Source organism: Variovorax sp. J31P207 (assembly GCF_030316965.1).
In the GTDB taxonomy this organism is placed as follows: domain Bacteria; phylum Pseudomonadota; class Gammaproteobacteria; order Burkholderiales; family Burkholderiaceae_C; genus Variovorax; species Variovorax ginsengisoli_B.
Genome location: NZ_JASZYN010000002.1, coordinates 168162 through 191918, shown reverse-complemented (window position 1 = coordinate 191918; position 23757 = coordinate 168162). Strand labels below are relative to the sequence as shown.

Here is a 23757-nt window from a genome sequence, read left to right as displayed (position 1 = left end):
ACCGAGATTAGTACTTAGCGACTACATGTGCCGATTTGTAAGTACCTTGGTACTACTATTCAGCCATCGCACAGGCAAATGAAAAACATGAACACCTATCCCACCGCAAGCCAGGCCAACGGCGTCGCCCGCACCCTGAGCAAGCACCTGTCGTGCACCATCGTCGTCTACCGTACGCCGCAGGCGAAGTTCGTGACCGCGCGCACCAGCGACCCGGTGGCCGGCAACATCGAAGGCATCTATCGCAACGGCTACTGCACGCCGACGCTCCTCAGCAGCGTGCACTGAAAGAACTCGACTCCCTCGGCTCCACGCAGCCGAAAGGATTTATGCCTCCTTCGGGAGGCTTTTTTTGCCTGGGGAGGGTGACCGCGACTCGAGCGGCCCGCCGAGGTGGCGAACCGAAAGTCACTCCGGCCGCAAGGACCAGCGCAGGCGGGAGTCGAGCGCCACCGCGCGATCGCCCCGCACCGCCAGCGGGTTGATGTCCATCTCCGGCATGCGCGCGCCCAACTGGGCCGCCAGCAGCGATACGCGGTGCGCGATCCGGACCAGCTTGTCCAGGTCGGCCGGCGCACGGCCCCGGTAGCCGTCGAGCAGCGGGAAACAGCGCAGTCCGCGGATCGCGCACTCGATGGCCTGCGGGCTGGCCGGTGCGGGCAGCAGCTGCGTGTCCTTCATCAGTTCGACCAGCGTGCCGCCGGCACCGATCAGCAGGAAGGGTCCGAACTCGGCGTCGTACAAGGTGCCGATCATGAGCTCGGACTCGGCCTGGATCATGGGCTGGACCAGGCAACCCCGGAACGTCGCGCCGGGCAGGTCTTCAGCGGCGCGCCGGATGCGCCCGAAGGCGGCGCGCACGGCTTCGGTATTGCGCAGGTCGAGCTGCACGCCGCCCATGTCGCTCTTGTGCGTCACGCCGTCGGCCACGATCTTCAGCACCACGGGGTAGCCCAGCGCGCCGGCAATGCTCACGGCGGCATCGGCGTCGACCGCCAGTTCGCCCGCCGCCACGTCGATGCCCGCCAGGGCCAGCAGGCCCTTGCTCGTGTCTTCATCCTGGATGCCCTCCGACAGCGCCTCCGTGAAGCCCTGCAGCTGGGCCGACAGCGCGGGAATCTCCTGCGCCGGATCGGGACCGTCGTGGCTGCGCAGCCATTGAAGGTCGCGCAGGGTCAGGAAGGCTTCGTGCTGGCTGGGGAAGAAAGGCGCGCCCAGACCAAGCAGCGCCTGGCGCATGTGCTCGGTGATGCCGCTGGCGCAGTTCGCCAGCAGCGCCGGCTTGCCGTACTTGCGGCCCAGTTCGGTGAACAGCTTGGCAATGCCGTCCATTCCGCCTTGCGGCGTCATGAGGTAGACGCAGGCGCCGACGGACGGGTCGGCGAAGATGGGTTCCATCGAGCCCGGCAGCAGGTCGGGCCGGCCCTTGCCGGGGCCGGAAGCCGCTGCGCCCAGGTCGTAAGGCAACTGCTGGTTGCTTTCGGTGAAGAAGGGCGCCAGCGCCGTGCGCGTGGCCGGGCTCAGCTCGCCGGGGACCAGGCCATAGTCCGAAAGCGCGTCGCTGCCCAGTGCGCCCTGTCCGCCCGAGCCGCTGAAGAGCGCCACGCCAGGCACAGGCGGCAACGGGAAGGCCTGCAGCGCTTGCGCGGTCAGCAGCATCTGCAGCGCGTCGGTCTGCACCAGGATGCCTTCGTTGCGGCAGCGCGCCAGGAAGGTGTCGTAGGTCCCGGCCATGCTGGCGGTGTGCGAAGCCACCGCCTTCTGGCCGTGCGGCGTACGGCCGGCCTTGGTGATCAGCACCGGCTTGCCCGCCGCCCGTGCCCGGCGGGCGATGGCCAGCATGCGCTCCACCGAGCGGGCGCTTTCCATGTAGAGGCAGATCACGTCGGTCGCCGGGTCGTCGACCAGGTAGTCGAAGAAATCGCAGATCTCCAGGTCGGCCTGGTTGCCCAGCGACACGCAGCTGCTGAAGCCCGCGCCCACGAAGCCGGCTCGGGCGATCATCGCGCCCACCACCGCGCCGCTCTGGCTCACCACGCCGATGCGGCCGCGCGGGATGTCGTCGAAGTACTCCACCAGCGCGGTGGAGTTGAGCAGCGCCATGCTTTCATTGGCATTGAGCACGCCCATGCAGTTGGGTCCGATCATGGCGATGCCCGCCTGCCGCGCCACTGCCAGCACGCGCTCCTGCTTGGCCGCGCCTTCGGCACCCGATTCGGCGAACTGCGACGTGACCACCATCGCGGCGCGCACGCCGGCGGCGGCGCACTCGTGCATCGCCTGCTCCACGCCATCCACGCCGATCGAGATCACGGCCAGGTCGATGGGTTGCCCGATCTCGCCTACGCTGCGGTACGCGCGCAGGCCCTGGATGGTCTCGGCTTTCGGGTTGACGGGGTAGATCGCGCCCGGGTAGTTGAACTTGCGCAGCACATGCAGCAGCACGCCGCCCCACTTGACGATGTCGTCCGAGGCACCGATGAAAGCGATGGAGCGCGGATCGAGGATGGCGCGGATGCCCGCGTTGGTGTGTTCCGTATTGCGTGTCATGGGTTACTTCTTGGCGTAGCTCACCGACATGCCGGCACGCACGTCCGATTGCACCTCGTACGGCGGGATGGGGTAGCGCAGGCCGTTGCGCGCCAGGGCGGCCAGCCCTTCCAGCGCCTTGGCCAGATCCGCGGGCTTGAGGGCCATGAGCATCTCGTCGTCGGGCACGCCGCCGTAGCGCCGTTCCGGAAAGCAGGGCAGCGACAGGCTCGGCTCGCCGGTGGCCAGCGCGCGGCCCCAGGAGTCGGCGCAGGCCGACTCGCCGACCGCGCCCCATTCGAGCTTGCGGTAGCCCGACCATTGCAGGCCGTTGATGAGCAGGATCATCTGCGCGGGGTTGGCGTAGACGAGGCAGATGTCGGGGTCGAGCCGCCCGCTGGCCAGCGGCGAAACCGCCATCGCCCGATAGCGGCCGTAGGGTACGCAGTGCATGGCGCGCTGGTGCGCGGCGGCGTCGTCCTCGGTGGCGAACCACACGCCCGAGAAGGGCTTGCCGGCCTGCCATTCCTCGTTCTGCGGCGCCAGGCCGATCACGGTGGCGCACTGCGGCCCCACCAGGTCGGCCGCGGTGATGCCCACGGTGAAGCCCAGCCGCGCGGCCTGGCCCACGATCTGGTCGGTGGTGTAGATGGCGCCGTTGGGACGGCGGATCTTGGGCACTGCCTCCATGTCTTCCACCCGTTCGAACATCTGGATGCCCACGGGCGTGGTCTTCAGGCGCAGCAGGCGAAAGAGCTGGTCGGTGAGGGCGGACCCGTCGGTCGTGGGTGGGGTGTTTTCAGGCATGGCGGACTTCCGATAGAAAAGCCTTCGCGCGGGGGCTGCGCGTGGCGGTGAAGAATTGCTCGGGCGAGGCGTCCTCGATGATCTGGCCGTCGGCCATGAAGACGATGCGATCGGCCACCTCGCGCGCGAAGCCCATCTCGTGCGTCACGCACAGCATCGTCATGCCCTCGCCGGCCAACTGGCGCATCACGGCCAGCACCTCGCCCACCATCTCGGGGTCGAGCGCGCTGGTGGGCTCATCGAACAGGATGATGGGCGGCTGCATGGCCAGCGTGCGCGCGATGGCAACGCGCTGCTGCTGGCCGCCCGAGAGCTGGTTGGGCGACGCATCGGCCTTGGACGCCAGCCCTACGCGCGTGAGCAGCGCCATGGCGCGCTCCCGGGCTTCCTTGTCCGACAGCTTGAGCAGGTGGCGCGGCGCCAGGCAGATGTTGTCCATCACCGTCAGGTGCGGGAACAGGTTGAAGCTCTGGAACACGAAGCCCACGCGCTGGCGCATCGCATTCACTTCCCTGGCCGAGTGGCCGGGCTCGCGGCCTTCGACGAGGATGCGGCCGGAATCGATGGTCTCCAGCCGCGTGATGGTGCGCAGCAAGGTCGACTTGCCCGAGCCCGAGGGGCCGCAGATCACCACCACCTCGCCCTGGCGAAAGTCGATGGAGATGTCCTTCAGGACCGGGTTGTCGCCAAAGCGTTTGCTGACGCCCTGGAATTCGATGGATTTGGCTTGTTCTGGCATCTTCGGCTCGTCGATGGGTCAGGCCTGGGCGGCGGGGGCGGAGGCGCTGCGGGACGGGCCGGCGAAGCGGCGTTCCATGTAGCGGCCCAGCAGGGTGAGCGGATAGCACAGCACGAAGTAGGAGATGCCGAGCAGCGTGAAGATCGGGATGGCCTTGTCGCCCAGCGTGTCGTTGAGCCCCATGAACTCCAGCGTCATCTCGTGCAGGCCGATGACCGAGCCGAGCGCCGTTTCCTTGATCAGCAGCACGAACTGGCTGACGATGCTGGGCAGCATGTTGCGCAGCGCCTGCGGCAGGATCACGTGCCGCATCGCCCGGCCATGCGGCAGGCCCAGCGAACGCGCGGCCTCGTACTGCCCCTTGGGCAAGGCTTCGATGCCGGCGCGGATGGTCTGCGAGAGGTAGGCGCCGTTGAAGAGCGTCATCACCACCAGCACCACCAGCCACAGCGGCGCGCCCTTGACCACCAGAGGCAGCAGGAAGTAGACCCACAGCAGATGCACGATCAGCGGCACGCTGCGCATGTAGAACACGAAGAGGCTCACCGTCCGCGCCAGCGGCCGCCAGGGGCTGATGAGCCCCAGGCACACCGCGAGCCCCGCCGGCATCGCCAGCACCAGGCCCACGAGGGCCAGCATCAGCGTCATCGCCAGTCCGCCCAGCGGGCCGTCGGGGTAGTAGCCGATCAGCAGCTGCACCCAATAGGTTTCAAGGATGTCCCACATCGCGTCCTACCTCGCGGGATAACGATGCTGATACCACTTGCCCAGCGCGGTGAGCACGATGGCGATCAGCAGGAAGAAGACCGTGGTGAAGGCATACACGCCCACGCTCAGGAAGGAGGCGTCGTTCACTGCGCGGGTGACGAAGGCCAGCTCGCCCACGCCCACCATCAACGCCACGGTGGTGTTCTTCGTGATGTTCATGGCCTGGCCCAGCAGCGGCGGCACGGTGGCGCGCAGCGCCTGCGGCAGCACGACCAGGCGGAAGGTGTCGAAGAAACCGAAGCCTAGCGAGTTGGCCGCCTCGGCCTGTCCGTGCGGGATGCCGCGGATGCCGCTGCGGATGTCCTCGGAGATGAAGGCGGCCGAATACAGGATCAGGGCCGCCAGGGAGGCATAGAAGCCGACGTCGTGCTTGTACAGCGCGCGCTTGAGTTCCTCGGGCAGCATCTCCGGCACGGCGAAATACCAGAACATCACATGCGCCAGCAGCGGAATGGTGCGCACCAGTTCGACGTAGGCGGTGGCTGGCAGCCGAATCCAGCGTGAGGACGCCAGCCGGCCGAAGGCCACCACCATGCCCAGCAGCAATCCGCCTGCGATGGCCCCGGCCGTGAGCGCCAGCGTGTACTCGATGCCCTTGAGGAGCATGCTCCGGTACTCGGGCCGGAGCATGACGCCCCAGTCGATGGATGCCAAGGCGTCCACGGGTTCAGGGCTGCATGTAGGGCGCGAAGCTGAAGCTGCGCTTCATCTTCAGCTCGGAATCCTTGCCGAACCAGCGGTCGAAGATCTGCGTGGCCTTGCCGCTTTTTTCCAGGTCGCTGAGCGTGTCGTTGACGGCCGCGACCATGCGCGCCTCGCCCTTGCGCACGCCGATGCCGATCTGCTGGGTGTCCACCGGCTGGTCGAGGATGCGCCACTTGTCTTGCTGACCGCCGATCAGGCCGATGAGCGTGGTCTCGTCACCGACCATCGACTCCACCTTGCCCTGCTCCAGCGCCAGGTAGGCGTTGGCCGGCGAGGGGAAGACTTTCAGGTCCGCGCCCGTGATGACCTTGGGCACCTTCACCTCGTGGTTGGAACCGCTGATGCCCGCGAGGCGCTTGCCCGTCAGGTCGGCGAAGCTCTTGATGGACGAGGAGGCCGGCACCATCACTTTCACCTGGCTGGCGAAATAGTTGTCGCTGAAGTCGACTAGCTGGGCGCGTTCGGGCGTGTGCGTCAGGTTGGCCAGCGCAATGTCGGTGCGGCCCGACTGAAGGTCGGTGACGCGGGTGGCACCGGTGATGAAGACCAGCTCGGGCTTCACGCCGATCTTCGTCGCGACGGCCTCGCAGATGTCGACGTCGTAGCCGACGAACTTGCGCGTCTTGGGGTCCTGCACGAAGGAGAAGGGCTTGTACTGCGAACCGACGCCGCACTTGAGCGAGCCGGCCGCCTTGATGCTGTCGAGCTGGTCCGCGAGTGCGGCGCCGCCTGCCAGGGCGAGCAGCGCGGCGGCCGCGCCCATGGAGATCGCGTGGGTCATTGTCTTCATCTGTTGTCTCGGGAGTTGTTGTTGAAAAAATCGTCTGTGCGCGACGTCGGTGCGTCAGCCGGGGTGCGCTGACAGCCGCTGCAGGCCGGCGCCGAGGTCGGCGATCAGATCTTCCGGATGCTCCAGGCCCACGTGGATCCGCAGGCCCACCTCGTCCGCGGCGATCGGGCCGCTTAAGCGGTAGCTGCCCGGCTTGACCGGGATCACCAGGCTCTCGAAGCCGCCCCAGCTGAAGCCCATCTTGAACAGCTGCATGCCGTCGAGCATGGCGATCACGGCGGCCTCGGAGGCCGGTCGCAGCACGACGCCGAACAGGCCGCTGGCACCGTTGAAGTCGCGCTTCCAGAGCGCGTGGCCCGGTGCGCCCGGCAGTGCGGGGTACAGCACCTCCCGCACCTGGGGCTGTTCGCGCAGCCACCGGGCCACTTGCAGCGCGCTCTCCTGGTGCTGCCGCAGTCGCACGGCCAGAGTGCGCAGGCCGCGCAGCCCCAGGAAGGCGTCGTCGGGCGAGACCGTCAACCCCAGCGCGCCGTGGAATGCGCGCACGTCCAGGTAGAGCTCGCGGGTGCGTGCCACGATCACGCCGAGCAGCGCGTCGGAATGGCCCACCACATACTTGGTCAGCGAATGGATGGACAGGTCCACCCCGTGCTGCAGCGCCGGGAAGAGCAGCGCCGTGCCCCAGGTGTTGTCCATCAGCACGCGGGCGCCGGCCGCATGGGCCGCCGAGCAGATGGCGGGGATGTCCTGCACCTCGAAGGTGCCGGAGCCGGGCGATTCGGTGTAGACGACCGTGGTGTTCGGCTGGATCAGTTCGGAGATGCCGGCGCCGACCAGGGGTGGGTAGTAGGTGGTTTCCACCTTCATCTTCTTCAGCACCGTCGCGCAGAAGTTGCGCACCGGCGGGTAGACGCTGTCGACCATCAGGATGTGGTCGCCGGGCTTCACGCTGGCCAGCAGGGCCGTGGTGATGGCCGACAGGCCCGATGGCGTGAGCATCGCGTTGGCGCCGCCTTCGAGTTGCGCCAGCGCCGATTCCAGCGCACGGCCCGTGGGCGTGCCCCAGCGGCCGTAGGCGCGATGCCCGCTGCTGTTCTTGAGCTGCTCCACCTTGTCGAACAGCACTGTCGAGCCACGGTACGGCGGGATGCTCACCAGGCCGTTGGACAGCTTGGCATCGCGGCCCACGTGGGTCACGCGCGTCTCGGGATGCAAAAAGGTGGCTGCGGAAGCTTCGCTCATCAAACGCTTTCTCTGGAGGGGGCTGGCGGCAGTATATTGATGCATCGAACGAGCACAACACCGAAAAATTCAAATCATTATTTCCTTAATGCAACAATAGATTATGGATACGGACAGCCTGGCTCTGATCTCGGTGTTTGTGCGGGTAGCGCGCTGCATGAGCTTTTCCGGCGCGGCGGCCGAGCTGCACATCTCCACAGGCACCGTGAGCCGCCAGATCGCCCGACTGGAGAAGAAGATGGGCGTGCAGCTGCTGGAGCGCAGCACTCGCAGGGTGGCGCTGACCGAGATCGGCAAGACCTTCTACGACTCGACCAGTCACATCCTGCTGCTGGCGGAGGAGTCGATGTCGCGCGTGCAGGACCTGCAGGTCGAGCCGCGCGGCACGCTGCGCCTCACGGCACCGATGCTGTTCAGCATCAAGCATCTGGGTCCGCTGATTTCGCGCTTTACCGAGCGCTACCCGCATGTGGAGGTGCAGCTGAAGATCTCCGACCAGCTCGAAAGCCTGTCGGGAGGCGACTTCGACATCGCTGTGCGCATCACCAACCACCTGGACGACGGCGTGATCGCCAAGCGCCTGACCAGCGTCCACTGGGCGGTGTGCGCCAGCCCTGGCTACCTGGCCCTCCACGGCACGCCGACCACCCCCGCCGAACTGGCGGACCACCAGTGCTACCACTACCCTAGCGTCATCAAGCACGGTCGCTGGAGCTTCACGAGGGGTGAGGCACAGCACAACGTGCCGACCCACGCGCGCTTTCACGTCAACAGCAGCCAGATCATCGCGGACCACGCCCTGGCCGGCCTGGGCGTCGCCTTGCTGCCGACCTACCTGGTCGGCGAGCACCTGCAGTCCGGCCGGCTCGTGCCGCTGCTCGCGGGCTACCAGCCCACCGTCAACAGCGCGCTGTATGCCTTGTACCTGCCCAATCGCTACATGACGGCCAAGGTGCACTGCTTCCTGGAAATGCTCCAGACGGCCTTCAGCGACCCGCCGTATTGGGATGCGCCTTTCCAGAAGAGCAGGGCGTCGGCATAGAAAGCTACCGCCGAGCCAGGGCGGCCAATCGCTTTCTAGCGCTTTGCAGCAGGCCCTCGCGTTCCGCTTCCGGCTTTGCCTTGGTCTCGCCCTGGCCGACGATTTCGATCGCAGAGGGGCCAGCCAGCCTTGCACCGAGGTTGTCCCCTGGCGTGAGGGCCGCGTACCTGGCGCTCGAGATCACGTGCACCTCGAGATGCCGGCCGATAGACATGGACAGCCTCCGGCACGCGATGGACATTTCCGATTCATCCGGCACCAGTCGGCCGTGAACCACGACAAGCTGCACTGTCGCGTCCTCGTCTTCCCCGAGCACGAAGGCGCGCAAGACTGAATCCTTGAATTTTGAGCGCAGCATCGCGCGGATGGGTTCGGCGGCCGCGAAGGACTTGAGAGCGATGGACCGCAGCTCGTTGTAGAAAACGAACGACGTGTTCGCCTCGACCGTCTCGGGTTCGTCGGCTTCCGACTTGCGCCTGGTCAGGATGCCGCACTTGACCAGGTGCTCCTGTGTCCGCTCGACTTCGTCCGCATTCAACTTGGTCTTCCTGGCGAGTTCCGCAACGGAAAACTTGTTCGTCGGTGCTGCGAGAACGACCTTCAACAACTTCTGGACTTCTGGCGCGAGGAGGAAATCTGCGGCACTCATTCTGGCTGGGGCAACTGCGACTGCATCATGGCGACCGTTCCCCGAACGCGGGGAGGTCGACATCGGTTTTAACATGAAGCGCGCGACGAGCGGCCTGCGGCCGAGGGGCGGATCTTCAGCATGCGTCGTCGCTTGCCTGAGAATCTCCGCATGCCACACGCCGTCTCCCACCTGCGCGCCGCGCGTCTCGCGCGCAGCGCCAAACCATTTCTCGCCCGTGGTGGATTCAAGCGCGAGCGCTGCGCGGACTGCCGGCTGGTACCCAGCCACTGCATGTGTGCCTTGCGCCCTTCACTGACGACACGGGCAGGGGTGTGCCTGCTCATGGCGGATATAGAGCCGCTCAAGCCGAGCAATACGGGCTGGCTGGTCGCCGATGTGGTGCCCGATACCTTTGCCTTCGGCTGGAAGCGCACCGAAACCGACCCCGCCCTTCTGGCCCTGCTGCGCGACCCGCAATGGCATCCGTACGTGGTGTTTCCCGGCCGATATGCAGCGCCCGAGCGGGTCGTGCGCACCGTTCAACCCTCCGACAGCCTTCGGGATGATGCCCAGAAGAAGCGACCGCTTTTCATTCTCCTGGACGGGACCTGGTCCGAGGCTCGCAAGATGTTCCGAAGAAGCCCCTACCTGGACCGACTGCCGGTCTTGAGCCTGGAGCCCGACCAGACATCGCAATACAAATTGCGCAACTCGGGCCGCAACGACCATTTCTGCACCAGCGAAGTGGCCGCCCTGTGCATGAGCCTGGCGGGCGAGCGCGTTGCCGAGCAAGCTCTGGAGGCCTACCTGGCGGTATTCACCCAACACTATCTGCATGCGAAAAACCAGCAGCCCATCGCGATGGATGGCGCTGCCCACCAGCGGTTGCGCGAGGTGTCTGTCCCGCAGCCTTGTTGCCCAGGACGAGCATGACTATTCCTTCAAACATCGCGGCCTTCTGGGACGCTTTCTCCGCCGACGTCGGGCAAAGAGATTGCTCCGAGCGATTCTTCGAGGCGTTCCACTTCGATGACAACGAGGCCAGCGCCGACGAACTTGCCGACCTCGTGCTTGCAGGCGTCAAACGGGCCACTGCCGGGCTTCTCTGGTCATTCGAGAGCGCTTGCGGCGGGGCGCCACCCAAGCCGGGCGCCCTCAGTGTTGTCACCTACTGGGATGGACGGCCTGTCTGTGTCATCGAGACCCTGGAGGTCGAGGTGGTGCCCTTCGAGAAAGTCTCCGCCGAATTCGCGGCACTCGAGGGCGAAGGTGATGGCTCCCTGGCGTACTGGCGCCGAGTGCACTGGGCCTACTTCGGCCGAGAATGCGCGCGTCTGGGTCGAGAACCAAGCCTGACCATGCCGGTCGCCTGCGAGCGCTTCAAGGTCATCTACCGAGCCAATGCTTGAACCGAGCTGGTTCGACGCAGTTGGTCGCCATCCGACTTCTCACCGAGACGTCGCATGACCCACCGGGTTCTATCGGCAGCGGGTGACATCGCTCCGAGATCGATGGCCACTCGCCGCTCGTCGACATAGCTGATGGCCGCTGAACCGAGCAGGGTGGGGACAAGGTCGGCATGCATCACCTTGACACCATGGTTGGCGCGGAGCCGTTCCCAACGCGCGGCGTTGCTGCCGCGCCATTCATCGCTCGCCCACACGACGGCCGGGACTGTGGTGTCCCAGCGCGTCGGATCTTTCAGTGCGTGCTGAAAAAGCTTCCGTCCGTCGTCAAGCAGGTTCTCGCCGTGGTCAGCCGTGTACATCACGAAGGACGAGCCTTTCGCCTGCGCTGCCTCCGAGATCACGGCATCGACGAATCGGAGGGATTCGGCGACGGCGTTGTCGTAGGCGCGGATGAACTCCGGCAGCGTTGAATCATCCGGGATTTCAGAAAGCTTCGAGCAGTCGGCCGGGAAAGCAGCTGTCGCGGGGTCATAGCGATCGCAGTAAGAAAAGTGTGCGCCGTAGGCATGCAACACGATCAACTTCTTGGGCGCATCCTGCGCGAGCACCTCTCTGAGTGACGGCAAAAGGATTTCTCGATCGGTCCTCTTTATCGCCAGGAACATGTCAGTGTTGGCGTCGGGCCAGGCAATGCCTCTCTCCTGGAGGGCGAGCCAATAGGTGTGAAATCCAGCTTCCTCGAAAGCCCTCATGAATGTTGCGTCCTTGCTGACCCGGAATGCACCGCCAGGCATTTCGCGCGAGACGAGCAAAGGGACCGACGTGTGCGTGCTGCTGGACCCGGACATCACATCGCAATAGATGATCGCGTCTTCATGGCTGATGCCGACCTGCCGCTGGCCGCCGCATGCGCCGAGCCGGTCGGCACGCACCGTCTCCCCGATGATGAGGATGTAGGTCTCGCTCGGCGGGTGCAGTCCCGGCAACCGCGAGGCGCCCCAGCTCGCGGACGCCGACCGAGGGTTCGCGGCCGCATAGGGCGACGCCGTCGAGATGAAGTCGTCACGGCCGATCGCTGAAGCCGCGGCCACGGAAATCACATTCAGCGGCCAAGCGCGCAGCACGGTATCGTGAAAGACGGCGCCGCATGTGGCTGCGGCGACAGTGAGTGTCGCAAGGGCAGCCGAAGGCATCCTCCAGCGCGCCGTCGCGGTCGACCGAGTGCGAAACGACACCCAGATCGGCGCCGCGAGCAGGGCCGCGGTCAGGGCTATCCACTGGACATGAGGCTGAATGACCGGCCACGCTTCGTGGGGGTCCGGCCGAATCAAGGCCGCCTCGAACAGGTTGACATCGCGCAGAAGATCGGCTCCCACGGCGAGAACGCCGAACAGCGCCGGGACGTAGGTGAGCACCAGGAATACGCGAAGCCCCAGGATCGCCCGAAGCAAGCCGAAGAACACCACGGTTGCGGCAAGGAGGGAAGCGGCCCCAAGATCCCGGACCTGCGTGGATGAAAAGATCGCCAGGGCCGGGATCAGCAGGATGGCGCCCCAGACACAGTCGATCAGGCCGACGATGCCGTGCCGTCCGCTTGCCATTGGCGCGGATGCTACGCGCGCACCCTGTGGATCGTTGTGCTGCTCCATGACTTTCCACGCAGATGAGGGCATTCTCCGCGGCGCCGGGCTGTCAGTAAACTAGCTGGATGACCGCCCAGGCCCCCTCCATCGTGCTCGGCTGCATCGCCGACGACTTCACTGGCGCTACCGACCTCGCCAACAACCTGGTGCGCGCGGGCATGCGCGTGGTCCAGACCATCGGCGTGCCGCAGGCGCCGCTCGCGGCCGACGTCGACGCCGTGGTGGTGGCGCTGAAGTCGCGCACCATCCCGCCGGCGGAAGCTGTGGCGCAATCGCTGGACGCGCTGCGTTGGCTGCAGGCGCAGGGCGCGCGGCAGATCTACTTCAAGTACTGCTCCACCTTCGACAGCACGCCCGCCGGCAACATCGGGCCGGTCACCGAGGCGCTGATGGATGCGCTTCATTGCGACTTCACGATCGCCACGCCGGCCTTCCCGGACAACAAGCGCACCGTCTTCAAGGGCTATCTGTTCGTGGGCGACGTGCTGCTCGACGAGAGCGGCATGCAGAACCACCCGCTGACGCCGATGACCGATGCCAACCTGGTGCGGGTGCTGCAGGCCCAGACCCGGCGCAAGGTCGGCCTGATCGATCACGTGGCGGTCGCGCAGGGTGCTGAGGCCGTCGGTGCGCGCATCGCGCAGCTGCGCAGCGAGGGTGTCGCCATCGCGATCGTCGACGCGGTCTCCAACGACGACCTGCTGCGCCTCGGCCCCGCCTTGGCCGCGATGCCGCTGGTGACCGCGGGCTCGGGCGTGGCGATCGGCTTGCCGGCCAACTTCGGCATCGCGCCGTCGTCGACCGCCAGTGCGCTGCCGGCGGCCGGCGGCCTGCGGGCCGTGGTGTCCGGCAGCTGTTCGTTGGCGACCCAGCGGCAGGTGGCCGACTTCCTGTCCACCGGCCGGCCGGCGCTGGCGCTCGATCCGCTGCAGCTCGCGGCCGGCGGCGACGCGGTCGGCCAGGCGCTGGCCTGGGCCGGGCCGCTGCTGCCGGAGGGGCCGGTGCTGATCTATTCCACCGCCGAGCCCTCGGCCGTGAAGTCGGTCCAGGGTCGCCTGGGTGTCGAGGAGGCCGGCGCCATGGTCGAACGCGCGCTCGCCGCGATCGCGCGTGGCCTGGTCGAGCGCGGCGTGCGGCAGCTGGTGGTGGCGGGCGGCGAGACCTCCGGCGCCTGCGTGCAGGCGCTCGGCATCGCACAGCTCCAGATCGGCGGCCAGATCGACCCCGGCGTGCCCTGGTGCCACGCGGCGAGCAAGGCCGCCGGCGGGGCGGGCCTGCACATCGCGCTGAAGTCGGGCAACTTCGGCAGCGACGATTTCTTTTCCAAGGCCTTCGGCGCGCTGCGATGAACGAACACCGCGCCCGCGACGAAATCTGCCGTGTCGGCCGCAGCCTGTTCGAGCGCGGCTACGTCCACGCCACGGCCGGCAACATCAGCGTGCGGCTCGACGATGGCTTCCTGATCACGCCGACCGATGCCTGCCTCGGCTTCCTCGATCCGGCCCGGCTGGCGCGGCTCGACGGCAGCCTGCGCCAGACCCACGGCGACCGGGCCAGCAAGACCATGGCGCTGCACGCCCGCATCTATGGCGCCGCCAGCGCCTTCGATGCCGGCACGCGCTGCGTGATCCATACCCACAGCACCCATTGCGTGGCGCTCACGCTGCGCGAGACCGGTGGCGAGCTGCTGCCGGCGCTGACGCCCTATTTCGTGATGAAGGTCGGCCGCGTGCCGGTGATCCGCTACCACCGTCCCGGCGCGCCCGAGGCGGCGGCACAAGTGGCCGAGGCGATCGAGCGCTACGGCGCCGCGGGCACGCCGATCCGTGCCGTGATGCTCGAGCGGCTGGGCCCCAACGTCTGGCACGACACGCCGGCCGCGGCGATGGCGGTGCTCGAGGAACTCGAGGAGACGGCGCGGCTCTGGGCGCTTGCGCGCGCGGGGGGCGACCCGCCGAAACCGCTCGGCGAGGCCGAGATCAACGAACTGCGGCGCAGTTTCGGTGCCCGCTGGTAGCCGGCCGCGCAGGCGTCCCTAGTGGACGAACATCTTCCGATGAAGGCGCCGCAACGACCACCAGATGCTCAGCGCCACGACGGGAATCGCCAGCGCGGCCGTGGTTTCGGGTGACAGCGGCCATCCGATCTTCTGGGCGCCCTTGGCCAGGTAGCTGACCAGGCCGACGATGTAGTAGGTGATGGCGGCCACCGAGAGTCCTTCCACGGTGGCCTGCAACTTCAGTTGAAGGTCCTGCCGGCGGTTCAGGGCTTCGAGCAGGGCCTGGCTGCTTTGCTGCTGCTCGATCTCGACCCGGGTGCGCAACAGATTGCTCATCCTGGAGACGCGCTGGGACAGCGAGTCCTGCCGCCGGACCGCCCATTCGCAGGTCTTGCGCGCCGGCGTCAGGCGCCGCTCCATGAACTCGGCGATGCTCTGGAGTCCGTCCAGCCTGGCTTCGGCAATCTGCCCGATGCGCTGGTCCAGCAACTCGAAATAGGCGCTGCTGGCGGAAAGTCTCGAATGCGTGGCCGCATGCTGGCTCTCGACCTCGCCGGCCAGGCGCGTGAGCCGGTCCAGCAGGGCCGGTTCCGCGTCACGTTCGGCGCTGCGGATGGCTTGCGCGAGCGCCGCCAGCTCGCCCTCCGCGCTGCCCAGCGCCTCGCCCGCTTGCCGCGCCGCCGGCAAGCCGAGCAGGGCTGCCATCCGGTAGGTCTCGATCTCGAGGATCCGCTGCACCAGCCGTCCGAGCCGGCGCGACTGGAGCGCATCGGCGAAAAGCAGGATGCGGGACGCGCCGTCCGCGTGGATGGCGAAGTCCGTGAACACCTGCGCCTGCTCGCCCGCCACGCTGGAACCCACCAGCGTCTGCTCGTTGAGCAACTCCGCGACGCGGGCGTCGCCAGCGCTTCCGCGTCCCGGGAATACCCAGAGATCGAGGCTGCAGAGGCACTGCCCGGGAAGCCCGTGGAGCCAGTCCTGCGGCACGGCACCGATCGCACTGGCCGGCTGGCGAGGATGCTGCGCCTCGGCGGGTCCGGGCACCGTGAAGGTCCAGGTGACGAACTCCGTGTGCAGCTCCCAGCGCAGACGGACCGATCCGAACTCGACCCGCAGGTGCGTGGTGTTGACGTCAGGGGGCGCCAGGTGATGGTCGCGCAGAAGGCTCGCAAGATGGGCGCGGCTCTGCGCCCGCTGCTGTGCATCCGCCAGCATCACGATATGGGCGATGCCCAGGGCGCCGGTCAGCGCTTCAGGCGGTCGGGCGTGGACTTCGTTGTGAAGCTCCACGCGTTGCGGGTGCTGAATGACGCGGCTGTTGGATGGCATGGGCGACGAGCTCGAGACCTGGTGATGCGCAGTGCTGCGAGCTTAATGCCTGTGCGCCATGCCGGGGCGCGCTGCTCTGCCCTCGAAATCAGGAAGAGGTCCGGCGCAGTGCCTTGTAGACGGCATCCAGCAACTTGTTCTCGGGATAGGGCTTCTGCAGGAAATCCACGGCGCCATCTCGGATGGCCTGGACCGCCGTCGTGATGTCGACGCTGCCGCTGACGAACACGATCGGCATATGAATGCCCAACTGGCGCAGCCGCTCCTGCAGCGCGCGACCATCCATCTGGCGCATGTGCAGGTCGAGGATCAGGCAACCATGCCAGGTGGGTTCGAAGGCGGCCAGGAATTCGACCGCTGAACTGAAGGCCACGACCGCGAGTCCGGCCGCGCTGACGAGTTCGCGAACGGAGTCGCGACAAGCCGCATCGTCGTCGATGACAAACACTGTGGGCTGGCTCACCTCTTCCCCTCGAAGGCGTGCTGGGGCGCCCGGCTGCTCAGACCGGGCGAATTCTTGTTGTTCGAAGCGCCGTCAAGTTAGCCGAAATCCGAATGCGGCGACATTGCTCCTTGGTGCATCGCAGCCCGAGCCTGACGTGTCTCCTCCACAGTCTTGATGAGATTCCGTCCGCGGCACGCGGCCCGGCTCGTGCCAGCGGCAGGTGACTGTGGCAGCACGGCCACAACCGGACCTTCCGGCGCACGGCCGGTGAATATGATCGGGTCCCATGGCAATAACCGCTTTTGCTGTCAAAGTGCCGTCGCAGGGCCTTGCATGTCTTTCGCCTCTCGCCGTCGACGCCGACCGTGAAAGATTCCTCAGAATGACCCGCCGCGCCTGGCTCCGGCGTTCTCGGCCAGCGCCGCAGACGGGCATGCTACGGCTTCAACACTTCCTCATCGTTCACCATTGAGCTTCCTTCTGTCGTTGCCGGCGTGACTCAATTCAACATCAGTGGCGTCAATCCATGATCAGCTTGCGGCAGCTCATTTTCCTCTGCTTGCTGTTCATGTTTCAGGTCGCGGTGTTCGGTTGGATCGAGTGGCGCTGGGGTGCGCGGCGGATCGAATGGCGCAAGGTCCTGCTCGCGGACTTGATTGCGGTTCTCTTCTTCGCCCTCGTCGTGCGGCGGGCAGCAGGCTACCTGAATGGCTGGACCGGCATCTATGGCCCTTGGCCCGCAGCAATAGGCTCCTGGCCGCTCCCGGTGCGTCTGGTGCTTTACCTGTTGGTCGCTGATTTTGGCGCCTACTGGATGCACCGACTGGTGCACCTCAAGCCTCTCTGGCGGGTGCACCGCTGGCACCATTCGCCGACCCACATGTACTGGCTGGCCGGCAGCAGAACCTCCATCCTCCAGCAGGCGATATTCAATCTTCCCTACATTTTTGCCAGTCCGATTCTCGGCGTGTCCCCATTCTGGCTGGCCAATGCGCTGTTCTTCTTCTATGCGACGACCAACGGCTGGATGCACCTGAATGTGAACTGGCGCCTGCGCGGCCTCGACTGGATACTGGTCACGCCGCAAAGCCATCACATCCACCACAGCGACGACCCGCTGCACTACGGAAGCAACTTCGGCGTTCTGCTTTCGGTATGGGACAGGATGTTCCGAACATTCACCAGCCCGAAAGACCTGTCTCCCGACACGCTGAGGTTCGGCATCGGTGAGAAGGTCCCCGTCGCGCGGCTTGCTATCGGTCTCTAGGAAGCGTTGCCGACCGGGCACACCCTCACGAAGCTCGAAACCGCGAAAGCGCGTACAGGTAGGATGCACGCATGGAATCCGCTGATGCCGCCACCTTCGATGAGTCCTATTACGCGCGCTACTATTTCGACAAGAAGACCAAGGTAGCCGACCCGCAGCACGTCGAACGCTTGGGTGCCTTCGTGAGCGCCTACCTGAAGTACCTGCGCGTCCCTGTCCAACGCGTGCTGGACGTCGGTTGCGGCGTTGGGCTGTGGCGGGACATCGTGGCCCATCACTTTCCGCAGGCGAGCTATCAAGGCGTCGAGATCAGCGAATACCTGTGCGCTCGCTACGGCTGGGAACGCGGCTCGGTCGTGGACTACCAGGCTCAGGCGCCATTTGACTTCGTCATCTGCCAGGGCGTTCTGGCCTATCTGAGTCCTGTCGACCTCAAGCGTGCCCTGCGCAATCTCGGGACATTGAGCCATGGCGCGCTCTACGTTGAGGCGGTGACGCTGGAGGACTACGAAAATGACATCGTCGACGAAGACCTCACAGACCCGCTCCTCTTTCGGCACCGCGCAGGGCTTTACCGGCAGGGCCTGTCGAGGAAGTTCAAGGGCTTGGGCGGTGGCCTGTGGCTCAGCCGACGGGCCGATGTGCCGCTCTTTTCGCTGGAATGTGCGGTGGAATGACCGGTCATTGGGCAGCGGCCTACATGGGAAGCCGGCGCGCGCCGTCTTGAAGCCCCGCTGCGAGGGCCGCCCAATACCATGAACCATGACGCAGGCCTCGTGCTCCCGAACTCCCTGACCGCCGTTTTCGAGTCGCGCTGTACCGAGCACTCAGACCGTCTCGCCTACGTCTTCCTGAAGGATGACCTGTCGCCCGCTGAACAGTCGAGCTATGGGGACCTGTCGATCGACTGCCACCGCCTGGCCGCCCGTCTGGGTGCGCTCGCCCGGCCGGGAGAGCGCGTGCTGCTGGCCCTGCCGCCGGGTCTGGATTTCGTGCGTGCGTTCTGGGCCTGCGTGCTCTGTGGCTGCGTCGCGGTGCCGGTTCCGGCACCCGACCCGGTGCGGCTGCTGCGATCGGCGCCGAGACTGCGCGGCATCCTCGAGGACACCGGCGCCGCGCTGGTATGGACCGCAGCCGACCTGCTCGACAGCGCGCGCCAGGCGCTCGAGCCCTCCCTGTTCACTGTGGCGCGATGGATCTCGTCGGCCGAACTCGAGACGGTCGAACCCGGCATGCCTGGCCAGTTGCCGTTCGTCGACGCCGACGCATTGGCCTACCTCCAGTACACCTCGGGGTCGACGCTTGCACCACGTGGCGTGCGCATCAGCCATGCGCAGGCGCTGGCCAACGTGCAGGCGCTCGACGCGGCGGGCCGGCTCGACACCCATTCCCGCACGCTGACCTGGCTGCCGCACTTCCACGACTATGGCCTGGTCTGCGGGCTGCTGGTGCCCTTCCATGCCGGCGCCACCAGCTGGCTGATGTCGCCGCTGACCTTCCTGCGCCGACCGCTCAGGTGGCTCGAAGCCGTCGATGCCCTGCGCATCACGCACACCGGGGCGCCGATGTCGGCGTACGTGGCCTGTCTGCGGGCGCTCGCCGGTGCGCCGCTGGCCAGTGATCTTTCGTCGCTGGTGTCGCTCAGCTGCGGCGCCGAGCCGCTGCGTGCCGATGCGATCGAGCGTGTTCTCGACGTGTTCGGTGCCGCCGGCCTGCGTCCCGAAGCCTTCATGCCCGCCTACGGCATGGCCGAGACGGTGCTGGGCGTCACCTTGTCGACGGCCCACCGGCCGCCGCGCATGATGGCGCTCGACGCCCATGCGCTCCAGCAGGATCGCGTCCTGCCGGCGCGGTGCGACGGCGCGGGGGCTGTCCGCATCGTGGGCTGCGGCCTGCCGCTCATGCATACCACGCTGAGCATCGTCGATCCGGCGACCGGCGTCGTGGCAGCGCCCGACGCGGTGGGCGAGATCTGGGTGCAGTCGTCCAGCGTCGGCCAGGGCTATTGGCGCCAGCCGGAGCTGACCGAAGCCGGCTTCGGCGCGCGCCTGGCCGATGTCGACGGACCCTTCCTGCGCACCGGCGACCTCGGCTTCGTGGCCGACGGCGAGCTCTTCGTCACGGGCCGGCTGAAGGACCTGGTGATCGTCCACGGCGGCAACCACTACCCGCAAGACATCGAGTGGACTGCCGAGCATGCACACCCGGCGCTGCGGCCCGGCTACGGTGCCGCCTTCTCGGTCGAGACGCCCGACGGCGAGGCGCTGGTGCTGGCGCTCGAGACCGAGCGCCGTACCGGCGACGATGCCGCGCAGGCCGCAGCGGCTGCAGTGCGCCGTGCCATCGGCGAGGCGCACGGCCTGCCGGTCGAGGCGGTGGTGCTGGTGCGCTCCGGCTCGCTGCAGCGCAGCTCCAGCGGCAAGATCCAGCGGCGCGCCATTCGGCAGCGCTACCTTGACGGGACGCTCGACGTCCAGGCCGTCTTCGCACGGGAAGCGACGCCGCCAGGCGCCGACGACGCGGCCGACGAGGGACTCGCGACGACGATGCACTCGATGCCGCGCGCCGCCGCCGAACAGGAGGTCTGGGAGATCTGGCGCGAGGTGCTCGACACCACCGCCTTCGGCGTGCATGAGAACTTCTTCGAGCTGGGTGGCACGTCGCTGCTGATGGCGCAGGTGGCCTCGCGCGTGAGCCAGCAGCTCGGGGTCGAGCTGCCGCTCGCCGCGTTGTTCGACCACACCAGCGTGGCGGCGCTCGCCGACCATGTCACACGCCTGCAGGCCGAGCTTGGCGGCGTCGCGCCGGTCGTGCCTGTGGCCATTGCGCGCATGCCGCGTGGCGCGCCGCTGCCGGTGTCGCTGTCGCAGCGGCGCATGTGGGTCATCCAGCAGTTCGATCCGGCTTCCACGGCCTACAACGTCGCGGTCTCGCTGCGCATCCGCGGTGCGCTCGATGTGGCGCTGCTGCAGCGCGCGTTCGACTTCATGGTCGAGCGCCACGAAAGCCTGCGCACGCGCCTCGTGCTCGACGGTGTCGAGCCGATGCAGCTCATCGAACCGACGGCGCATGCGCCGATCGAACGGATCGACCTGGCTGCATGCCCCGACCGGCTGGCACGCGCCCGCGCGCTGCTGGCCGAGCGGCTGGACAGGCCCTTCGCACTCGACCGCGCACCGCTGCACCATGCCACGGTACTGCAGCTGGGCGCGAACGACCATGTGCTGCTGTGGGTGATGCACCATGCCATCGCCGACAACTGGTCCTTCGCCGTGCTGATGCGCGAGGCGCTTGGCGCCTATGCGGCGTGGAAGGAAGGCCGAGCGCACGCGCTGGATCCGATCCCGATCGAGTACGCCGACTACGCCGCGTGGCAGCGCAGCCCCGCGTCGGTGGCGCAGCGCCGGCCGCAGATGGACTACTGGCGCGAGCGGCTCGCGCACCTGGCGCCGCTCGACCTGCCGACCGATTTCGTGCGGCCGCTGCGCCCCAGCTTCCACGGCGCACGGGTTTCCGCCATGGTGCCGGTCGGCCTGCGCACCGCCATCCGCAGGTACGGCGCCCGGGTTTCGGCCACGCCCTTCGTCGTACTTCTCGCGGCCTTCAAGCTGATGCTCGCGCGCCAGGCGCGCAGCACCGACATCGCCGTGGGAACGCCGGTCGCCAACCGCCACCGCTTCGCTGCCGAGCACCTGGTCGGCACGCTGGTCAATACGCTGGTGATGCGCACCGACCTCGGTGGCGACCCGAGCTTCGACACGCTCGTGCAGCGCGTGCGCGCCACCGCCATCGAAGCCTATGCGCACCAGGAAGCGCCCTTCGACGAACTGGTCGAGTCGCTCGGCCACGATCGCGCCGTGCACGCCGAGGGACTGGTGCGCGTGCTCTTCAACGTGCTGAACGCGCCGCTCGGCCGGCTCGACCATGCCGGCCTGGAGGTGGAGGAATTCCCCTTCGACCGCGCCACAGCGCAGTTCGACCTGTCGGTCCACATCGACACCGAGTTCACGCACCGCGTGCACTTCGAGTACTCCACCGACCTCTACGCGCATGCCACCGTCGAGCGCATGCTCGAGAACTACCTCGCGCTGGTCGAGCGGCTGCTCGCCACGCCGTCGCTGCCGCTGTCGCAGATCCCGATCGTCTCGCCGGCCCAGCAGGCCGTCCTGCGCAACGGCTGGAACGCCACGCAGCGTCCGTTGCCTGCGGACCAGGTGGTGCATCGGTACCTGAGCGTTGCCCGCGCGGTCACCGACGACGCGGTGGCGGTGGTCGACGCGCAGGGCGCCGTGCTCTCGTTCGGCGAACTCGAAGCCCGCGGCAATGCCCTCGCGCGCTCGCTGCGCGCCCACGGCATCGGCCGGGGCCACCGCGTGGGCCTGGGTGTCGCCCGCGACGCCGGCCTGCTGGTGGCGCTGCTGGGCGTGCTCAAGTCGGGCGCGGCCTACGTGCCGCTCGACCCGGGGTTTCCGGAGGAGCGCCTGCGTTTCATGGCCGCAGACGCCGGCCTGTCGGCACTCGTCACGCGCGGCGTGCCGGCAGACTGGCTCGCCTCCGCCGGCGTGCCGGTGCTGGCGCTCGACATCGACCGCGACCTGGCGCCAGAGCAGGGCGAGGCGCTCGCGCCCGATGCGTCGCAGGATGCCGGTCCGCTGGACCCGGCCTACCTGATCTACACCTCGGGCTCGACCGGCCAGCCCAAGGGCGTGGCGGTGCCGCACCGTGCGGTCGTGAACTTCCTGGCGAGCATGGCCCGGGAGCCGGGACTCGACGCGGACGATCGCCTCGTCGCGGTCACGACGCTTTCCTTCGACATCGCGGTCCTCGAGTTGCTGCTGCCGCTGGCCGTCGGCGCGCGCGTCGTGCTGGCCGGCGCGGCGCAGGTGCAAGACCCGCATTCGCTGCGGGCCCTGATCGCGCGCGAGCGCGCCACCGTCATGCAGGCCACGCCGACACTCTGGCGCATGCTGCTCGGTGCCGGCTGGCATCGCCCTGGCGGGGTGCCGCACTTCAAGGCGCTGATCGGCGGCGAGGCGCTGCCGGCCGCGCTGGCCGTACAGTTGCTCGACAGCGGCGTCCAACTCTGGAACATGTACGGGCCGACGGAGACCACCGTGTGGTCGAGCGTGTGGCGCGTGACGGCGCCGCGCGAGGGCATTTCCATCGGCCGGCCCATCGACAACACCGACATCCAGGTGCGCGACGCCGGCGGTCAGCTGTGCCCGATCGGCGTACCCGGCGAGCTTTGCATCGGCGGCGCGGGCGTGTCGCTGGGCTACCACCGTCGCGATGAACTCACTGCCGACCGATTCCCGCCCGACCTCGACAGCCAGGAGCCGGGCGCGCGCTACTACCGCACCGGCGACCTGGGTCGCTGGCGTCATGACGGCTGGCTGGAGCACCTTGGACGGCTCGACCGGCAGGTGAAGCTGCGCGGCCTGCGCATCGAGCTGGGCGAGATCGAGGCTGCACTGCACGACCATGCGGCAGTGGCCGAAGCCGTTGTCGCAACCCATTCGCAGAGCGAGGACGACGTGCGCCTGGTGGCCTACATCGTCCCGCGCGGCGAGGCGCCCGACCCGACCGTGCTGCGCGACCATCTGCGCACACACCTGCCCGAGTACATGCTGCCGCAGCACTTCGTGACGCTCGACGGCCTGCCGCTGCTGCCCAATGGCAAGATCGACCGGAATGCCTTGCCGCCGCCTCGGGTCGACCCGAGGCCGGCCAACCACCCCCAGCGTGCGGCGCCGAGCACGCCTGCCGAGTGCGCCATCGCCGAGGTCTGGTGCGAACTGCTCGGGGTCGACACCGTCGACCTGCGCGACAACTTCTTCGACCTGGGAGGTCATTCGCTGCTGGCGATGCGCGCGGTGATGGCGATCCGCGAGCGCCATGGCTGGCGGATCCAGCCGCCACGCTTCGTCTACGAGACGCTGGGGCAGCTGGCTCGCGAGGAGAACCTCGATGCTGGCGAGGCCGCCCGGCGCGGCTTCGAACAGACGGCGAAGTAGCGCAGACCTTGGGCCATGGGCGCTACAGTGCCCCCATGACTGATGCGACCACTCTCCCTTCCGACCTTCGAGCTGCCATGCGCGCACGCGACGAAGCCTTCTATGCCGTGGATGCGGCGCAGTGGGGCAGGTACACCGCGAACGACTTCACGACTGTCCAGCAGAACGGCCAATTCATGTCTCGGTCCGAACGGATCGGCAACCTTCATTCGCAGGAGCAGCGGCCCTATGTTCCGCGCGAACGCGAGCAGCACGAACAGCAGGGCGACCTTGTGGTCACTCGCTTTTTCAGCGGCGGGCTGTGGGTCGTGGAGGTCTGGAAGCGCATCGACGGTGCATGGGCCACCGTCATGACGCAAGCCACGACGGCGACCGCCACCATGCCCTGACCCAGCGTC

General features: G+C 67.4%; 21 protein-coding genes. 10 read left to right on the top strand and 11 right to left on the bottom strand.

The window, feature by feature from the left end:
* The first annotated feature begins 87 nt into the window (after positions 1-87).
* Entirely contained in the window at positions 88-288 is a 201-nt protein-coding gene (locus QTI68_RS06525; RefSeq protein ID WP_286520456.1) for a hypothetical protein, read from the top strand.
* A 120-nt stretch (positions 289-408) separates the two neighbouring features.
* On the opposite strand, the gene QTI68_RS06520 is transcribed toward QTI68_RS06525, so the two are convergent.
* From QTI68_RS06520 to metC, 7 genes are read right to left on the bottom strand one after another with little or no spacing between them, the layout of a single operon-like run.
* The gene (locus QTI68_RS06520) at positions 409-2550 is read right to left on the bottom strand and encodes an acetate--CoA ligase family protein (protein WP_286520455.1); all 2142 of its coding nucleotides are present in this window, start codon (positions 2548-2550) and stop codon (positions 409-411) included.
* Positions 2551-2553: 3 nt separating this feature from the next.
* Complete coding sequence (locus QTI68_RS06515) at positions 2554-3336, bottom strand: DUF169 domain-containing protein (RefSeq protein ID WP_286520454.1); 783 nt, start codon at positions 3334-3336, stop codon at positions 2554-2556.
* Positions 3329-4075: an amino acid ABC transporter ATP-binding protein gene (locus QTI68_RS06510; RefSeq protein ID WP_286520453.1), complete on the bottom strand. Its 747-nt coding sequence runs from the start codon at positions 4073-4075 to the stop codon at positions 3329-3331. Before QTI68_RS06510 ends, QTI68_RS06515 begins: the two co-directional genes overlap by 8 nt.
* 18 nt (positions 4076-4093) lie before the next feature.
* Positions 4094-4801 carry an amino acid ABC transporter permease gene (locus QTI68_RS06505; RefSeq protein WP_286520451.1) on the bottom strand — a complete coding sequence of 236 codons (708 nt, stop codon included), beginning with the start codon at positions 4799-4801 and terminating at the stop codon, positions 4094-4096.
* A gap of 6 nt (positions 4802-4807) precedes the next feature.
* A complete protein-coding gene (locus QTI68_RS06500; RefSeq protein WP_286520450.1) occupies positions 4808-5506 on the bottom strand; it encodes an amino acid ABC transporter permease in 699 nt (232 codons plus the stop codon).
* A 4-nt stretch (positions 5507-5510) separates the two neighbouring features.
* Entirely contained in the window at positions 5511-6338 is an 828-nt protein-coding gene (locus QTI68_RS06495; protein ID WP_286520449.1) for a transporter substrate-binding domain-containing protein, read from the bottom strand.
* Between the two features lie 54 nt (positions 6339-6392).
* Positions 6393-7580 (bottom strand): cystathionine beta-lyase, encoded by a 1188-nt coding sequence (gene metC, locus QTI68_RS06490; protein ID WP_286520447.1) that lies wholly within the window; start codon positions 7578-7580, stop codon positions 6393-6395.
* Positions 7581-7683: 103 nt separating this feature from the next.
* Here metC and QTI68_RS06485 point away from each other — a divergent pair, with 103 nt between their 5' ends.
* Positions 7684-8622: a LysR family transcriptional regulator gene (locus tag QTI68_RS06485; protein ID WP_286520446.1), complete on the top strand. Its 939-nt coding sequence runs from the start codon at positions 7684-7686 to the stop codon at positions 8620-8622.
* Positions 8623-8626: 4 nt separating this feature from the next.
* Here QTI68_RS06485 and QTI68_RS06480 read toward each other — a convergent pair whose 3' ends face one another.
* Positions 8627-9271, bottom strand: coding sequence for a hypothetical protein (locus QTI68_RS06480; RefSeq protein ID WP_286520444.1), 645 nt, complete (start codon positions 9269-9271; stop codon positions 8627-8629).
* 150 nt (positions 9272-9421) lie between these two features.
* On the opposite strand from QTI68_RS06480, the gene QTI68_RS06475 reads away from it, so the two are divergent.
* Both QTI68_RS06475 and QTI68_RS06470 read left to right on the top strand, forming a co-directional pair.
* Positions 9422-10186 (top strand): tRNA-uridine aminocarboxypropyltransferase, encoded by a 765-nt coding sequence (locus QTI68_RS06475; protein ID WP_286520443.1) that lies wholly within the window; start codon positions 9422-9424, stop codon positions 10184-10186.
* On the top strand, positions 10168-10662 hold the full coding sequence (locus tag QTI68_RS06470; RefSeq protein ID WP_286520442.1) for an ASCH domain-containing protein: 495 nt from the start codon (positions 10168-10170) through the stop codon (positions 10660-10662). Before QTI68_RS06475 ends, QTI68_RS06470 begins: the two co-directional genes overlap by 19 nt.
* On the opposite strand, the gene QTI68_RS06465 is transcribed toward QTI68_RS06470, so the two are convergent.
* A complete protein-coding gene (locus tag QTI68_RS06465; RefSeq protein ID WP_286520440.1) occupies positions 10644-12311 on the bottom strand; it encodes a phosphoethanolamine transferase in 1668 nt (555 codons plus the stop codon). The genes QTI68_RS06470 and QTI68_RS06465 overlap by 19 nt on opposite strands.
* A 59-nt stretch (positions 12312-12370) precedes the next feature.
* Between QTI68_RS06465 and otnK the strand changes: the two genes are divergently transcribed.
* Together otnK and QTI68_RS06455 are read left to right on the top strand one after the other, a co-directional pair.
* Entirely contained in the window at positions 12371-13654 is a 1284-nt protein-coding gene (gene otnK / locus QTI68_RS06460; protein ID WP_286520439.1) for a 3-oxo-tetronate kinase, read from the top strand.
* A complete protein-coding gene (locus tag QTI68_RS06455) occupies positions 13651-14322 on the top strand; it encodes a class II aldolase/adducin family protein (protein ID WP_286520438.1) in 672 nt (223 codons plus the stop codon). Before otnK ends, QTI68_RS06455 begins: the two co-directional genes overlap by 4 nt.
* Positions 14323-14340: 18 nt before the next feature.
* Here QTI68_RS06455 and QTI68_RS06450 read toward each other — a convergent pair whose 3' ends face one another.
* Together QTI68_RS06450 and QTI68_RS06445 are read right to left on the bottom strand one after the other, a co-directional pair.
* The gene (locus tag QTI68_RS06450) at positions 14341-15633 is read right to left on the bottom strand and encodes a DUF3422 family protein (protein WP_286520437.1); all 1293 of its coding nucleotides are present in this window, start codon (positions 15631-15633) and stop codon (positions 14341-14343) included.
* Between the two features lie 88 nt (positions 15634-15721).
* Entirely contained in the window at positions 15722-16096 is a 375-nt protein-coding gene (locus QTI68_RS06445; protein ID WP_286520435.1) for a response regulator transcription factor, read from the bottom strand.
* Positions 16097-16604: 508 nt separating this feature from the next.
* Between QTI68_RS06445 and QTI68_RS06440 the strand changes: the two genes are divergently transcribed.
* The 4 genes from QTI68_RS06440 (at position 16605) to QTI68_RS06425 (ending at position 23748) form a co-directional block, all read left to right on the top strand.
* Entirely contained in the window at positions 16605-17345 is a 741-nt protein-coding gene (locus tag QTI68_RS06440) for a sterol desaturase family protein (RefSeq protein ID WP_286520434.1), read from the top strand.
* A 71-nt stretch (positions 17346-17416) separates the two neighbouring features.
* Entirely contained in the window at positions 17417-18022 is a 606-nt protein-coding gene (locus tag QTI68_RS06435; protein WP_286520431.1) for a class I SAM-dependent methyltransferase, read from the top strand.
* A 78-nt stretch (positions 18023-18100) separates the two neighbouring features.
* Positions 18101-23359, top strand: coding sequence for a non-ribosomal peptide synthetase (locus QTI68_RS06430; protein WP_286520430.1), 5259 nt, complete (start codon positions 18101-18103; stop codon positions 23357-23359).
* 77 nt (positions 23360-23436) lie between these two features.
* Positions 23437-23748 carry a nuclear transport factor 2 family protein gene (locus tag QTI68_RS06425; protein ID WP_286520429.1) on the top strand — a complete coding sequence of 104 codons (312 nt, stop codon included), beginning with the start codon at positions 23437-23439 and terminating at the stop codon, positions 23746-23748.
* Positions 23749-23757 lie beyond the last annotated feature (9 nt).